This window comes from Pollutimonas nitritireducens (genome assembly GCF_002849615.1).
GTDB lineage: Bacteria > Pseudomonadota > Gammaproteobacteria > Burkholderiales > Burkholderiaceae_B > Pollutimonas > Pollutimonas nitritireducens.
This window is the reverse complement of the sequence record NZ_PDNV01000001.1, coordinates 405955-420394: the sequence shown is the minus strand read 5'-3', so window position 1 is coordinate 420394 and position 14440 is coordinate 405955. Positions and strand designations below refer to the sequence as shown.

The window sequence follows — 14440 nt, the reverse complement described above, 5'->3', positions numbered from 1 at the left end:
CGAGGAGAGACAGCATGAAAAAAATTCCAATATTTCTGACCGGTATTTGTTTAGCGCTATCCGCAAACGTCGCGGCATTGGCGAGTACGGCAGATGCCTATCCTGAAAAACAGGTACGGCTGGTCGTTCCCTACCCGCCCGGTGGCTTCAACGACACACTGGCCAGGACGGCCAGCGAATTCCTGACCAAAAAGTGGGGCAAGGCTGTCGTCGTCGAGAATCGGCCCGGAGGGAATACATTGATCGGGAACTCTACCGTCGCGAAAGCCGATCCCGACGGTTACACCCTGCTCATCACCCCCCTGCCTTTCTCCGCACTACCGGGCTTATACCGGGATAAGATGCCCTATGACGCCGTCAAGAACTTCGAACCCGTGATCTGGGCGGGCAGCACACAGAATATTCTCACCGTACGAGCCGATTCGCCATTCAAAGACGTGAAGAGCCTTATCGAACATGCCAGGAAGCACCCGGGCGAGATCAACTATGGCTCTACCGGCTCCGGCTCGTCCAATCACTTGTCCATGGAACTTTTCCTGGACATGACCAAAACGAAGATGACGCACATCCCCTATAAGGGCAGTGCTCCAGCTGTCACCGCCTTGTTGGCGGGCGACATCGACGTGCTATTCGATAACCTTCCAAATGTTTATCCGAACATCAAGGCAGATAAACTCACTGCCCTTGCCGCAACGGGTACGAACCGCGCGCCATTGCTGCCCGACGTGCCGACGGTTGCAGAGGCCGGCGTGCCAGGATATGAAGTGACTGTCTGGTTTGGCATGCAGGCCCCGGCCGGAACGCCAAAAGAGGTCGTGGCCAAAATCAATAAAGACTTGGTCGAAATGTTGCGCCAGCCCTCCATTGTCGAGAAATTCGGCTCACAGGGTGTTGAGATCGTGGCGAGTTCGCCTGAGCGTTTCAAAGCACTGGTAGCCAGCGAAGTGGCCAAGTGGACGGGAGTCATAGACCGCGCTGGCATAAAGATCGAATAGGACGATTCCCGAATAACTACGCCGGCTCAATCCCCGAGGACTGAACCGGCGTAGTAATGAGTGTTCGCAAAACGCCTGCCAAAAACGAGGGAGATCAGCTCTCCTTGATCAACTTGCCCAGAATGGCAATGCCTTCACGAATCTTTGCCTCGGAAACCGTCACAAAGCTCAGGCGCATGGTGTTGGTCTGGGGATGGGCGCCCGCAAAGAATGGCGCACCCGGCACAAACGCAACGTTTTGTTCAATGGCGCGAGCCAGCAACTTGGATCCATCGATATGGGCAGGCAACGTGACCCAGATGAACATGCCGCCTTCCGGCCGCGTCCAGCTGACCGTTGCGGGGAAATGCTGGTCCATGGCTTCCAGCATATATCCGCATTGCTCTTTGTAGAGCTCGCGCACCATAGGCATATGCGTGGTCAGGAAACCGTCTTTCACGGTTTCGTAAACGGCCATCTGGGTAAGGCTTGCGGTATGCAGATCGGTAGCCTGCTTGATTTGCACCAGTTTCGCGATGATGGGCTTGGGCGCCACGATATAGCCCAGTCGCAAGCCGGGGGCCAATACCTTGGAAAACGTGCCCAGGCGGATGACTGTGGCACCCGCGGCGCGCCCCAGGCCCAGCAGTCCAGGCAAGGCAACGCCCGCGTAACGCAGGTCGCCGTAGGGATCGTCTTCAATGATGGGCACTTGGGCAGCGGCACATCGCTCCACCAATGCCTTGCGTCGCGCCAGGTCCAGCGTAAGACCAGTGGGATTCTGGAAGTTGGGCAAAACATAGATAAAACGCGCGCCAGCCGTGCACTCATCGGTCAATCCCTCGGGGACCAAACCACCTTCATCGGTTGGCACCGCGACGTATTTCGGTTCGAACAGCGAAAATGACTGCAATGCGCCCAAATAGCTGGGGGCTTCGACCAGCACTTTGCTGCCCGGGTCGATGAACAGCTTGCCCAGCATGTCCAGCGCCTGTTGCGAGCCCGACACGATAAGCACTTCATCGGGCGAAACATCGGCGCCGACGCGCTTGAGGTCTTCGGCGACCCAGGCGCGCAAAGGTGCATAGCCTTCCGTCGGCCCATACTGCAGCGCCGTCTCGCCCTTGTTTTCCAGGACGTAGTTGAATGCGGCTTGCATGACGTCGATCGGAAATCCTTTGGGCGCAGGCAATCCGCCCGCGAAAGAGATGATTTCGGGCCGCTCAGTGACTTTCAGAATCTCTCGGATTGTCGAGCTGGTCAGTTGTTGCGCACGCTGCGAAAAAGTATAGGGGTGGGTGTACGAGTCCATGATTCCGAAAGATTCCCGATAAAGAACAAATTGGTAACCACTTAGATTACCGCAACTTCATTGAAGATTCAGCGATTTGGCCGTGGCTCGCGTGTTTCGCGGCCTTTTACGAGGTCAGCACGCCACAAGGCTGGCACAGACACGCGAAACGCGCGCTTGTGCCATGCCCGAGTCACCCTTCCACGTCCGTGCGCCCGGCGTCGCCATTGCGTCGGTCACGGCGCACGATGCGCAACAGCCACCAAAACAGGGAAAGCGAGCAAAGCAGGCCTATCCCGAAAATCGCCACGACTATCCATTCGCCTGCAGTCATTATTACGTCCATTTTTGGTAAACCGGAAATCAGCTGGCGCCCAGGACGTCGGCCATGGCATCGGTAAAGTAGCCAATATTGCGGGTGTTCAAGCCGGGCACGCTGATCCGGCCCGATTCAATGATGTACACACCGTGCTTCTCGCGCAGGATCTGCAGCTGCTGGCTCGACAGGCCGGTATAGGTGAACATGCCGTGTTGCTTCACGAAGTAGCTGGAATCGTAGCCGGGCAGCTTGGTCTTCAGTTGCCCATGCGCCTCCTTGCGCACAAAGGCAATGCGCCGGCGCATTTCTGCGACTTCCCGCAACCAGGCCGCATGGAGGTCTGCGTCATTCAGCACATCGGAGGTGATCTGCCCGCCATGGGCCGGCGGGCTGGAATAATTGCGTCGCACTGCCGCTTTCAACTGGCCCAGCACCCCGTCGGCCTCTTCAGCGCTGGCACACATTACTGACAGTCCGCCGCAACGCTCACCATAGAACGACAGGTTCTTGGAGAAGGAATTGGCCACCACGAACGTGAGGCCCGCGTCGGCCATCGCACGCACTGCAAAGGCGTCCTCGTCCAGGCCTGTCCCGAAGCCCTGATAGGCCATATCCACAAAAGCGATGAGTTCGCGTTGCGCGAGGACGGGAATAAGCTGCAGCCACTGTTCCGGCGACGGATCGACGCCCGTAGGATTGTGGCAACATGCATGCAGCAACACAAAGCTCTTGCGCGGCAATGCCTGCAGCTCCGACATCATCTGGTCGAAACGCAGGGATCTGGTTTCCGGGTCGTAGTAGGAATAGGTATGGGTCCGGACGCCGGCGCCCTGGAATATGGAATGGTGATTGTCCCAGGCAGGGTCGCTGATCCAGATCTCGCTATCGGGATAGGCCAGATGCAGGAAATCTGCGCCCACCTTCAACGCACCGGTGCCCCCGACGCTTTGTATGGTGGCAATTCGCTTATCCCGCAGGGCGGGATAATCGGGACCGAAAACCAGTTTCTGGACGGCGTCGCGGTAAGATGCGAGGCCTTCCATTGGCAGGTAAGGCCGTGGCGCCGGTTCGACGGCGCGACGCTGCTCGGCCGTCTTCACCGACGACAACACCGGAATGTGACCCTCGTTGTCATAATAAAGACCCACAGTCAGATTGACCTTCTGGGGGTGGGCATCCCGATGGAATGCCTCGTTAAGCCGGAAAATGGGATCGCCGGCGTATTTTTCCATGTGTTCGAACATGATTGCGGGTCTCGGTGATGAAAGCGGAACAAAATGACAGAGGGTCGCTCTGTCAACGTGCCCCATTATAAAGAATGACCTAGTCTTTACCATTGACACCCTGTCGCCTATGCGAACACTATGATGACAGTCCCAACCAAGCACCAAAATGACAAACTAGACCATGACCATCGCCACCGAACCCTCCGTATTCACGCTGCATCAAGGCACGATTCCGCTGCTGATCTCCATACCGCATCTGGGCGCGCAAATTCCCGCGGAAATTGCACGTTCCATGGCACCGGCGGCGCAGCATCTGGATGACACCGACTGGCACCTGGATCGTTTATACAGCTTCGCCGATGCGCTGGGCGCCTCGGTGCTCTTCCCCAAAAATTCGCGCTACGTAATCGACTTGAACCGACCGCCAGATGGCGCCAACCTTTATCCCGGGCGCAAGACCACCCTGCTCTGCCCTGTCGACACCTTCAACGAGGAAGCCCTGTATCTGGATGGCAAGCAACCTGACGCGGCTGAACAAGCACGTCGCCGCGACCACTACTGGCACCCCTATCACGCCGCCTTGCAGGCCGAGCTCGAACGGATTCGATCGCTACATGGCCACGTGTTGCTATGGGAAGCCCACTCCATACGGTCGCAGGTGCCACGCCTGTTTGAAGGCCGCCTGCCCGATTTCAATTTCGGAACAGCTGATGACCGGAGCGCCGCACCCGGCGTCGCGGACGGCCTGGCCGCCACCATCAACCAGGAAGGGCGCTATAGCGCGGTGGCCAACGGGCGCTTCAAAGGCGGCTACATCACCCGGCAATATGGCAATCCAGAGCAGGGCATACATGCCATCCAGCTCGAGTTGGCACAGATCGCCTATATGTCTGAGAGCCGTCCTTATGCTTACGATGAAGAACGGGCCGCCGCAGTGGCGCCTGTAATTCGGGGCGCGATCCAGCAGGCGCTGGACGATATCCGGCGATCCGCCAGGGCGGGCGCACCATGAACCACAAAACAGTCACCGTGGCGGTGCAACATGGACGACCGTGAGGCGCTTTTTGACTCGCTGGCCGCACACCATTGGGCCGTTTCCGACACACTGGTCCCCTCACCCCTCTATGAGAGCCTGTACCATGCGTGCCGCCAGGAATGGGATGCCGGGCACTTCCGCGAAGCACGCATCGGACGGCAGCATAGCGACTCCCTGCGAATAGAAATTCGCGGGGACTCCATCTGCTGGATGACCCCGGAAAATGCCGGCATGGAAGCGGACGATTTCCTGGCCTGGGCCGATACGCTGCGTCAGGATCTGAATCGGGAATTCTACGCCGGACTGAACAGCGCTGAATTTCATTTCGCGCGCTATTCCGAAGGGCGCGGCTACAAGAAACACCTGGATCAGCATCATCAAAATACGCAACGGCGCCTATCGCTGGTGCTGTACCTTAACCGCCAGTGGAACGATACGGACGGCGGGGAGCTTTGCCTTTACTCACCCGACAACGACGCCGCGGAAATCCTGCGCATTCTCCCAAAGCCAGGACGGCTGGTGGTGTTTCGCAGCGATATCATCCCGCATGAGGTCCTGCCGTGTGTGCAGCCCCGCTGGAGCCTTACCGGCTGGTTCCGCAGCGATCATGTTCCGGACTGATACCAACGGATAGCCGCCAAGGCCAGGGCATCGATGGAATCGGTGATGGGCACGTCCAGCTGCCCGCGCAGCGCGTGTGGAATGGCCAGCGGCAGTTCCGTGCAGCCAAAGACCACGGCGTCCGCACCCTGCTTTTGCAACAACCTGACGCAATCCGATGCGGGCGCGTATGCCTCGTCGATGCGGTTTGCCTTGACATGCATGATAGACGGAATGCATGACGTCGCCATGGCGTCGTCGGCTGGCGTAATGCACTCGTAGTCTTGTTGCTGCAATGCATGCTGGTACAGGCCCAGTTTCAGCGTCACTGCCGTTCCCATCAATCCGATGCGCCCGCTATATATGCCCTGACGACGCAAGTCGTCGATGACGGCCTGCACGATGTGCAGCACGGGCAGGTCGGTCGCCGCAGCGAGCCGATCGTACCAAAGATGCGCGGTATTGCAGGGAATCGCAATAGCCATGGCGCCGATCCGCTCGAGCTGCCTGATGCCATTGTGCATCCACGGAAAAGGATCAGGACCCTGCTTGGCGTAACCCGCCGGCCTATCGGGAACCCGGGGGTCATTCCATAAGATGGCGGGAATATGTTGCTGTTCCGAGGGCGCGGGCGTCAAGGCGATAAGGCGTGCCATGAACGCAGCCCCGGCCATGGGACCCATACCGCCCAGCACACCCAGAAAGCGTCCCTGAAAATCGTGGCTCATGTAATGGTTCAGTGTTGGAGGATCTTTGAGAGAAATAGGCGCGCACGCTCGGACCGCGCTTCGAGATCGCCAAAAAATTCATCCTTGGTGCAATCTTCAACGATTTTGCCCATATCCATGAAAATCACGCGATCCGCCACTTTGCGTGCAAAGCCCATTTCGTGGGTGACGACCATCATGGTCATGCCCTCGCTGGCCAGATCCACCATAACGTCCAGCACTTCATTGACCATTTCGGGATCGAGTGCTGAAGTGGGTTCGTCGAAAAGCATGGCAACCGGATCCATGGCCAGTGCCCTGGCAATGGCGACGCGCTGCTGTTGGCCACCAGACAGCTGCCCCGGGAATTTGTCCTGGTGCGCCCGCAGACCGACGCGATCGAGCAAGCTGACTGCTCTCGCAGCCGCTTCTTCCTGGCTGCGCCCCAACACCTTTACCTGCGCAAGCACCAGGTTTTGCGTCACGGACAAGTGCGGGAATAATTCAAAGCTCTGGAACACCATGCCGATGCGCGCGCGCAGCTTCGGCAGATTGGTGTCACGCGCCCCCACGGAGACGCCATCGACAATGATTTCACCCTTCTGGAAAGGTTCCAGGCCATTGACTGTCTTGATCAGCGTCGACTTGCCCGACCCCGAAGGACCGCACACAACGACTACCTCACCATGCGCGATGTCAGTGCTGCAGTCATCCAGCACCTGCGTGGTTCCATACCACTTGCTGACATGCTTTATCTCTATCATTTGAACTCCAGATCCTGTCTTCGCGCTAGCGGGCAATACGCGTGCGTTGCCGCAAAAAGCGCACGAAAAGCGATGCGCCGTAACTGATTATGAAATACACCACGGCGACGAACAAATACATTTCAATCAGCCGGCCATCGCGTTGCGCAACCTTGGAGGCAGCGCCCAGGAAGTCGGTAAGGGACAGCACATAGACCAGCGACGTATCCTGGAACAGCACGATTGTTTGCGTCAGCAATATGGGTGTCATGTTGCGGAATGCCTGCGGCAGCACGATACTGGCCATTACCTGCCAATAAGTCAGCCCCAGCGCCGAGCCGGCGGCCACCTGTCCGCGCGGCACCGACTGAATGCCGGCCCGCATGATTTCGCAAAAATAGGCCGCCTCGAACAATGTGAAGGTGATCAACGCCGACGTGAAGCCGCCTACCGAGATGGGCCGGTCGGCGCCAGTGAGCCATGCGCCAATGTAAGGCACAAGGAAATAAAACCAGAATATGACTAGGATCAGCGGCAAGGCACGCAACAGATTTACATATGTCCCAGCGACCGCCGCCAGCACGCGGATACCGGAGAGCCGGCACATGGCCAGCAGGGTACCCAGTACCAGCCCCCCGGCTGCCGACAACAGCGTCAGCTTCAGCGTGAATGCCATTCCATCTCGAAACAGGTACACCCATGATCGTTCGATGATGTCAAAATCGAAACTGTTCATGGGGCGACCTCGGGCAAGGTCGAAGGGGCGGCGATGAAGCCAGGTACCGAAAGGCGACGTTCCAGCCATCCCATGCCGTAGACAACCACCAGATTGAGCAAGAGATAGAACAGGGTCGCCACCGCGAAGGTCTCGAACACCTGAAAGCTGAATTCCTGCATGGACCGTGCCGCTCCCACCAATTCGAACAAGCCTATTGTGAAGGCGACCGAGGTGTTTTTGATCAGGTTAAGAAGCTCTGAGGTCAATGGCGGCAAAATGATGCGAAAAGATGTGGGCAGCAATACATAGCGATACACCTGTGCGGTCTCAAGTCCCAGCGCGCGGGCGGCCATTTCCTGTCCCGCCGGCAGGGATTCGATGCCGGCACGCACCTGCTCGGCCACCCTGGACGATGTATAAAAACCCAGGCACAGCACGGCCGGAATGAAGTTGCCCCACGGCGGCGAAACGCTTTTTATGGCATCCCCAAGAGCGGCTGGAACGAGTTCGGGAATGACGAAATACCACAGGAACATTTGAACCAGCAGAGGCACATTGCGGAACAATTCCACATAGGCGGCGCCGATACGCCTGACCCAAGTCAGGCGGGTGGTGCGCGCCACCCCTATGACGGTGCCCAGGGTCAGCGCCAGCGCCCATGCCAGAACGGCCGTGCCTATTGTCCAGCCGAGGCCGGAGAGCAGCGTATCCAGATAGGTACTGCCTCCCGGCGCCTCATCGAAAAAGACCAGCCAATTCCAGTTGTAATTCATGCGCAGGAAGAATTACTTGTAGTCATCAGGATCGGGAGAGTCGGTAGGATTCTGCACCACGCGCTTGAGTTGATCGCTCATGGGCCAGTTGAGGTTCACATTCTTTGGCGGAATGGGAGATTCGAACCATTTCTTATATAGCGTAGCCAGGGTCCCATCTTTCATCATTCCGATAATGGCGTCATCGACCACCTTCTTGAACTCGGGGTCATTCTTGGGTTCCATAATGGCATAGGGTTCCACCGTGTAGGCATTCTTGCTGATCACCCATTCATCCGGATTGCGTGAGGTAGCCACTAGACCCGCCAATAAAATATCGTCCATGAAGAACGCCGCCGCACGTCCGTTATTGACCGTTAGGAAAGCTTCCCCGTGATCTTTGGTAGGAATGATTTTCAGATCAAGTTTCTTTTCTTCGGTGGCTGATGTCAGCCACCGGATGTTGCTGGTACCGGCGGTGGATACGACGGTCTTGCCTTTCAGGTCGGGAAGATCGCTAAGGTTGGACGATTTCTTGGAAACGAAACGCGTGGCCGTCACAAACGTGGTGGGCGCAAAAGTGACTTGAGCCTGGCGCTCTTTTGTGTTGGTGGATGAACCACAGTTAAGGTCGACAGTGCCATTGGCCAACAAGGGAATTCGCGTTGAAGAGGTCACGGGCACCAGCTTGATATTGATTTTTTCCATACCGAGCTTGACCTTCACCGCTTCAACTACCTTGCTGCAGATGTCCATGGAGTAGCCGATGGGCTGCTGTTTGTCGTCGAGATAGGAAAACGGAATGGAAGCGTCCCGGTGGCCCAGGGCGATTTCGCCCGTGCTCTTGATTTTGTCCAGCCTGCCTTCAGCGTGTACCGGCACCGTCGCGGCCACTGCCAGCCCTGTCAGTAAGAATGCTATGGATTTCTTCATGGTGAATTCCTTGAGGAGTCGTGGGTGAACAATGCCATGATAAAGAGTTTCTTCCCGAAAGAACCCGTCGCATTTCTCACGTTTTCCCTTACGGGTGGTCGGCGTGGTCGGCAAATACCTGGCGGTAACCAAACAAGCCTGCCGACCCGCCGGTATGAACGAAGACCACGTTTTGATTCTTCTTGAAGTGGCCGCGGCGTATCAAGTCAATTAGCCCCGCCATACCCTTCCCTGAATACACAGGGTCCAGCAGTATGGCCTCCTGTTCCGCCGTAAGGCGTAAAGCCTCGATCATGGAATCGGTCGGCAGGCCGTAACCGTCACCCACATAGTCGGAATTGGCGACGACGTCTTCACGCTGTACTGATGCCGTTGGCAAACCCATATAGTCCACCGTGGCCTGAACCAGTTTCCATACGTTTTCTTCCTGCTGCTGGCGGGCAGCACGCACACTTACGCCATACACCGGAATTCCACTATTGCTGGAACGCAGACCAACCACCAGTCCCGCCTGCGTGCCCGTGCTGCCTGTGGCATGCACAACGTGGTCAATGCGCACACCCATTTCGAATGACTGGTTCAACAGTTCCTGTGCGCAGCCGACATAGCCCAGTGCGCCGACAGGATTGGAGCCGCCGCCGGGAATGACATACGGTTTATGACCGGCGCCACGCAACTCGGCGGCAAGGTCTTCCATGGCCTGTTGCATGTTGCTGCCGGCGGGCAAACGTGCAACGATCTGCCCCCCCATCAGTCGGTCGAGCAGAACGTTGCCGGACTCTTCGTATTCTTCTGTCGCGTCCGACACCCGCTGTTCAAGCAGGATCTTGCATTTCAAGCCGAGCCGGGCGGCGGCGGCCACGGTCTGGCGCGCGTGATTCGACTGGACCGCGCCCTGGGTGATCAGGGTATCGGCGCCCTGTTCCAGCGCCTGGGCAACCAGGAACTCGAGCTTGCGGGTCTTGTTGCCGCCCGTAGCCAGCCCCGTACAATCGTCTCTTTTAATGTAAAGATTCGGCCCGCCCAGATGTCGCGTGAGGTTGGGCATGAATTCGAGCGGCGTGGGGAAGTGTCCAAGGCGGATACGGGGAAAGGCGGCTAAATGCATAGATTCACTCCAGGCTGAGGCAAATCATGCAATCGTACCGGCCGCAGGGCGTTTTGCCTACCATTACATCGGCCATGGCATATTCCGTTCGGGCTCTTAGACGTTTTTCGCTATTCTTTCAGTGCCTTATCGAACCATTGCATTGCGCGCGTCCAGCCATCTTTGGCCGCAGCTTCCACATAACTGGGCCGATAGTCGGCATGGAAGGCATGTCCGGCGTCCGGGTACACCATGAAAGTCGACGCCTTGGCCGCTTCATTGCCGTTGGCCAGGGCCTGCTTCATGGTGTCGATGGAATCTTGCGTGATGCCGGCATCCTTCCCACCATAAAGACCCAGTACAGGCCCGTGCAATTCGGCCGCCACGTCGATCGGTTGCGTCGGCTGCAAGGGGCCCTTATCGCCCACCAATCTCCCATACCACGCCACACCGGCCTTGACCTTCGGATTATGCGCCGCATACAGCCACACGATGCGACCGCCCCAGCAAAATCCCGTAATGCCAAGGCGTTCGGTGTTTCCGCCATTCTTGGCGGCCCACTCCGCCGTCGCGTCCAGGTCACCGATCACTTGCTCATCGGGCACCTTATTGACAACCTCGCTGAGCAGGCGGGAGATCTCCGTATACCGCGACGGATCGCCCTGGCGGGAATACAGTTCCGGAGCAATGGCCATATAGCCTTGCTTGGCAAGCCTTCTGCAGACGTCCTTGATATAGTCGTGCACGCCGAATATCTCTTGCACGACCAGTATCACGGGCAGCACAGTCTTGCCTTCGGGCGCTGCGCGATAGGCGGGAATGCTGCCATCCTTCACCGGTATCTTTACCTCGCCCGCAAGCAGCCCTTCAGCGTCCGTCTTGATGGCGGTCTGCGCCGCCACAGGTCCGGCCGCCATCGCGAAGCCTCCAGCCAGAGAGGTGACGATGAAACCTCGCCGCGTCATGACGAGCGGTGGCAACAAGCTGTCGAAATCGGTATCCGGCAAACGGCTCATGGTGATCCCCTTTAGAAAGCTGGCATGCCGCATGGGCCGCCGGCATGTTCACGATTCGGATTTGTGTTCTGGCTTGCCTTTGCGCTTGGTCGCGGCCAAGTCGTCGAGCTCTTTTTCACTCATCGACTTGTACATCGATTTCGATGGGCCTTTGAGATCCGAGACTTTGGTCTCGCCGCGTTTTGCCGACAGCGCGGCACCGGCTGCCTTTTGTTGAGCTTGGGACTTGGCTGGCATGATGCGACCTCCTGACAAGTACGCCTTGAGGATATTTCAGCGTTTTGGTATTTCATTGACTGCGTGCGGCCTCAAGCCTGCACGGACTGAATACTGTAACGCAGTGCCGCCTTATCGTGGGCCGTAAAAAAGTAAGAAAGAATGAATTCCTGCTACGTGCCCTATACGCTCATCGAGGGTACGCGATCGGCAACACGCTGTGCGATATGTGCCAACGCTTCTTCGACCTGGTCGACAAGAATCAGACATAAATCACCATCAGCCAATCGGGCCAACGCGGTGTCGATGGCCAGGAACTCACCACGGACTTCCTGTATATGCGTGCAGAGAACGGCATTGGCCAAACCCTCGCGCAATAGCGCGACGACTTCGCCATCGGTGCGGCCGCGCTGACACATATCCTGGTACAGGATAACGTCGTGGAAGGCGTCGCCAAGAATCTCGGTCTGGCGACGGATGTCGACGTCCCGCCTGTCGCCGGCGCCGCTGATGACAACAGAGCGTCGTTTGGCCGGCATGGTGTCGATGGCATTCACCAGCGCCTGGATGGCATCCGGATTATGACCATAGTCGGCAATGACCGTGGCCCCGCCATAAGGAAACAGATTGAAGCGCCCCGGCGCCGTGTCTGCATCGCTGACAAATGAAGCAAGTCCCTGCCGCACGTCGTCCCATTCCAGCTTCAAGGCCCATGCGGCGCCCAATGCGGCCATTACGTTTTCCACCTGAAAACCTATGGTGCCGTTGTGCGTGAGAGGGATGGCATTGAGCGCAAAACGCTGTTCGAAATCGCCCTCGGCAAGCAGGACCGCGCCCTCTTCGACACACACTACGCGACGACCCTGCGCACGGTGCATGGCAAGCACAGACTGCTGCCGGTCCGCGCAAAAGTACGTAATGGCGCCCGGGCAGTTGTCAGCCATAGCAACCACCATTGGATCGGCGGCATTCAATACCGCCACACCGTCAGGCGCAACATTTTCGACGATGACCCGCTTGACGATAGCCAAGTCCTCGACAGTGCTGATATAGCTCAGCCCCAGGTGATCGCCCATTCCCACATTGGTCACCACACCCACATTGCACCGATCGAACCCTAATCCTTCGCGCAATATGCCGCCCCTGGCCGTCTCGAACACGGCGGCGTCCACGTCGGGATGCAGCAGCACATTGCGCGCGCTGCGTGGTCCGCTGCAGTCGCCCGTATCGATACGTTTGGCGCCTATGTAAACGCCATCGGAATTTGTCATGCCTACGCGCCGACCGCTATGCGCGATCAGATGTGCGATCAGCCGCACGGTGGTGGTCTTGCCGTTGGTGCCTGCGACGGCGACCAATGGTATACGCCCATCTTCGTCCGTTTCGAACATTTCATCGATGATCGCTTCGCCCACATCGCGGCCTTTGCCGAATGAAGGGCTAAGGTGCATACGCAGGCCGGGCGCGGCATTGACTTCAACAATACAACCCTGTTGCGTGTCCAACGGTTCGTAAACATTGTGGCTCACGAAATCGAGACCGCAGATATCCAGGCCCACCATCTGGGCCGCCGCGACCGCCCCTGCGGCGAGTTCCGGATGCACATGATCGGTTACGTCGGTGGCGGTTCCGCCCGTACTGAGGTTGGCATTGTTGCGCAAGGTGACCAGAGTGCCTTGGGAAGGTATGGAATCGGCCCGATATCCCTGGGCCGCCATCGTGGCCAAGGCTGTATCGTCCAGCTTTATCTTGGTCAATGATGACCCATGACCTTCGCCTCGCAACGGGTCGGCGTTGATCAACTCGACCAGCTCCAGAATGGTGTGCTCGCCGTCACCTGTGACCTGCGGCGGATCGCGCCGGGCTGCCGCCACGAGCTTGTCGCCCACCACCAGCAAGCGAAAATCATGACCTGGAAAATACCGTTCCACGATAACGTCCCGGCAGTTCGCTCTTGCGCCCTCATAAGCCGCTAGCACTTGTTCACGGCCCTGGACATTGACCGCCACGCCCTTGCCCTGGTTGCCGTCGCGCGGTTTCAGGACCACGGGCCCGCCCAGTTCGCATGCAGCCGCCCATGCGTCCTCTGCGCTGTCCACCAGGCGTCCCTGCGGCACCGGTACGCCCGCTGCTGCCAACAAGCTCTTGGTGAGTTCCTTGTCTTGGGCGATCGACTCGGCGATGGCTCCGCTGCGATCGGTCTCCGCTGCCTGGATGCGCCGCTGTCGGCTGCCCCAGCCGAATTGCACCAGACTGCCGCGCGTCAGACGCCGGTACGGTATGTTGCGTTTTACAGCGGCCTGCACGATCGAACCGGTGCTTGGGCCGAGGCGCTCGTCATCATTGACTGCCCGCAGGCGAGCCAATGCATCATTGACGTCGAACGGACTGTCGTACAGGGCAGCCAGACATAGTTCCTGGGCCAGCTCGAAAGCCAGCAGGCCTACGGCTTCTTCGCTGTATTCCACTACAACCTGATAGACGCCCGGGTCTATTGTGAGCGCTGTACGACTATAGGTAAGCACGCATCCGGCCTTCGTTTGCAGGCACAAGGCAGCCGAAGCGAGGGCATGGGCTATCGAACCCGGCTGCTCGTGCCCCGGCGGTTTCAGGATATCGAGCTCGGGAAAGCGCACCCGCATCCGGGTTTCGAAGACGTCGATATCTTCGATGACGCACTCGGATTCGGTGCAGGCCACAATGGCTTCTATCACCGTCTGCCGGCACCAGAGATTCGGACCGCGCAGGGCCCGTACACGTGAAACTTCCATCAGACTGACTTCCTTATTTCCACTGGTGCCCAGAGGGCCATACAGATGCCA

Annotated in this window: 15 protein-coding genes; 3 read left to right on the top strand and 12 right to left on the bottom strand. The window is 58.1% G+C overall.

Annotation, left to right across the window (positions count from 1 at the left end; translation table 11 throughout):
• Positions 1-14 precede the first annotated feature (14 nt).
• Positions 15-995 (top strand): Bug family tripartite tricarboxylate transporter substrate binding protein, encoded by a 981-nt coding sequence (locus tag CR155_RS02005; RefSeq protein ID WP_102068316.1) that lies wholly within the window; start codon positions 15-17, stop codon positions 993-995.
• Between the two features lie 94 nt (positions 996-1089).
• On the opposite strand, the gene CR155_RS02000 is transcribed toward CR155_RS02005, so the two are convergent.
• From CR155_RS02000 to CR155_RS01995, 3 genes are all read right to left on the bottom strand, one after another.
• Positions 1090-2286: an aminotransferase-like domain-containing protein gene (locus tag CR155_RS02000; protein WP_102068315.1), complete on the bottom strand. Its 1197-nt coding sequence runs from the start codon at positions 2284-2286 to the stop codon at positions 1090-1092.
• A gap of 172 nt (positions 2287-2458) precedes the next feature.
• The gene (locus CR155_RS20865; protein WP_199171647.1) at positions 2459-2599 is read right to left on the bottom strand and encodes a hypothetical protein; all 141 of its coding nucleotides are present in this window, start codon (positions 2597-2599) and stop codon (positions 2459-2461) included.
• A gap of 29 nt (positions 2600-2628) precedes the next feature.
• Entirely contained in the window at positions 2629-3828 is a 1200-nt protein-coding gene (locus CR155_RS01995; protein ID WP_102068314.1) for an amino acid aminotransferase, read from the bottom strand.
• Positions 3829-3991: 163 nt separating this feature from the next.
• Here CR155_RS01995 and hutG point away from each other — a divergent pair, with 163 nt between their 5' ends.
• Positions 3992-4822, top strand: a complete 831-nt coding sequence (gene hutG, locus CR155_RS01990) for an N-formylglutamate deformylase (RefSeq protein WP_102068313.1) — start codon at positions 3992-3994, stop codon at positions 4820-4822.
• Between the two features lie 30 nt (positions 4823-4852).
• Positions 4853-5467: a 2OG-Fe(II) oxygenase gene (locus CR155_RS01985; protein WP_102068312.1), complete on the top strand. Its 615-nt coding sequence runs from the start codon at positions 4853-4855 to the stop codon at positions 5465-5467.
• Here the strand turns inward: CR155_RS01985 and cuyB are convergent.
• From cuyB to cphA, 9 genes are all read right to left on the bottom strand, one after another.
• On the bottom strand, positions 5452-6174 hold the full coding sequence (gene cuyB / locus CR155_RS01980; protein ID WP_102068311.1) for a cysteate racemase: 723 nt from the start codon (positions 6172-6174) through the stop codon (positions 5452-5454). The genes CR155_RS01985 and cuyB overlap by 16 nt on opposite strands.
• An 8-nt stretch (positions 6175-6182) precedes the next feature.
• On the bottom strand, positions 6183-6917 hold the full coding sequence (locus CR155_RS01975) for an amino acid ABC transporter ATP-binding protein (protein WP_102068310.1): 735 nt from the start codon (positions 6915-6917) through the stop codon (positions 6183-6185).
• Positions 6918-6942: 25 nt separating this feature from the next.
• The gene (locus CR155_RS01970) at positions 6943-7632 is read right to left on the bottom strand and encodes an amino acid ABC transporter permease (protein WP_102068309.1); all 690 of its coding nucleotides are present in this window, start codon (positions 7630-7632) and stop codon (positions 6943-6945) included.
• The gene (locus tag CR155_RS01965) at positions 7629-8387 is read right to left on the bottom strand and encodes an amino acid ABC transporter permease (protein ID WP_102068308.1); all 759 of its coding nucleotides are present in this window, start codon (positions 8385-8387) and stop codon (positions 7629-7631) included. The genes CR155_RS01970 and CR155_RS01965 overlap by 4 nt, the downstream gene beginning before the upstream one ends.
• Before the next feature lie 12 nt (positions 8388-8399).
• A complete protein-coding gene (locus CR155_RS01960; RefSeq protein WP_102068307.1) occupies positions 8400-9299 on the bottom strand; it encodes an amino acid ABC transporter substrate-binding protein in 900 nt (299 codons plus the stop codon).
• Between the two features lie 88 nt (positions 9300-9387).
• Positions 9388-10407: a D-cysteate sulfo-lyase gene (gene cuyA / locus CR155_RS01955; protein WP_102068306.1), complete on the bottom strand. Its 1020-nt coding sequence runs from the start codon at positions 10405-10407 to the stop codon at positions 9388-9390.
• Positions 10408-10517: 110 nt separating this feature from the next.
• Complete coding sequence (locus tag CR155_RS01950) at positions 10518-11402, bottom strand: dienelactone hydrolase family protein (RefSeq protein WP_102068305.1); 885 nt, start codon at positions 11400-11402, stop codon at positions 10518-10520.
• Positions 11403-11450: 48 nt separating this feature from the next.
• The gene (locus CR155_RS01945; RefSeq protein WP_102068304.1) at positions 11451-11639 is read right to left on the bottom strand and encodes a DUF3008 family protein; all 189 of its coding nucleotides are present in this window, start codon (positions 11637-11639) and stop codon (positions 11451-11453) included.
• A 161-nt stretch (positions 11640-11800) separates the two neighbouring features.
• Positions 11801-14389 carry a cyanophycin synthetase gene (cphA, locus tag CR155_RS01940; protein ID WP_102068303.1) on the bottom strand — a complete coding sequence of 863 codons (2589 nt, stop codon included), beginning with the start codon at positions 14387-14389 and terminating at the stop codon, positions 11801-11803.
• Positions 14390-14440: the final 51 nt, after the last annotated feature.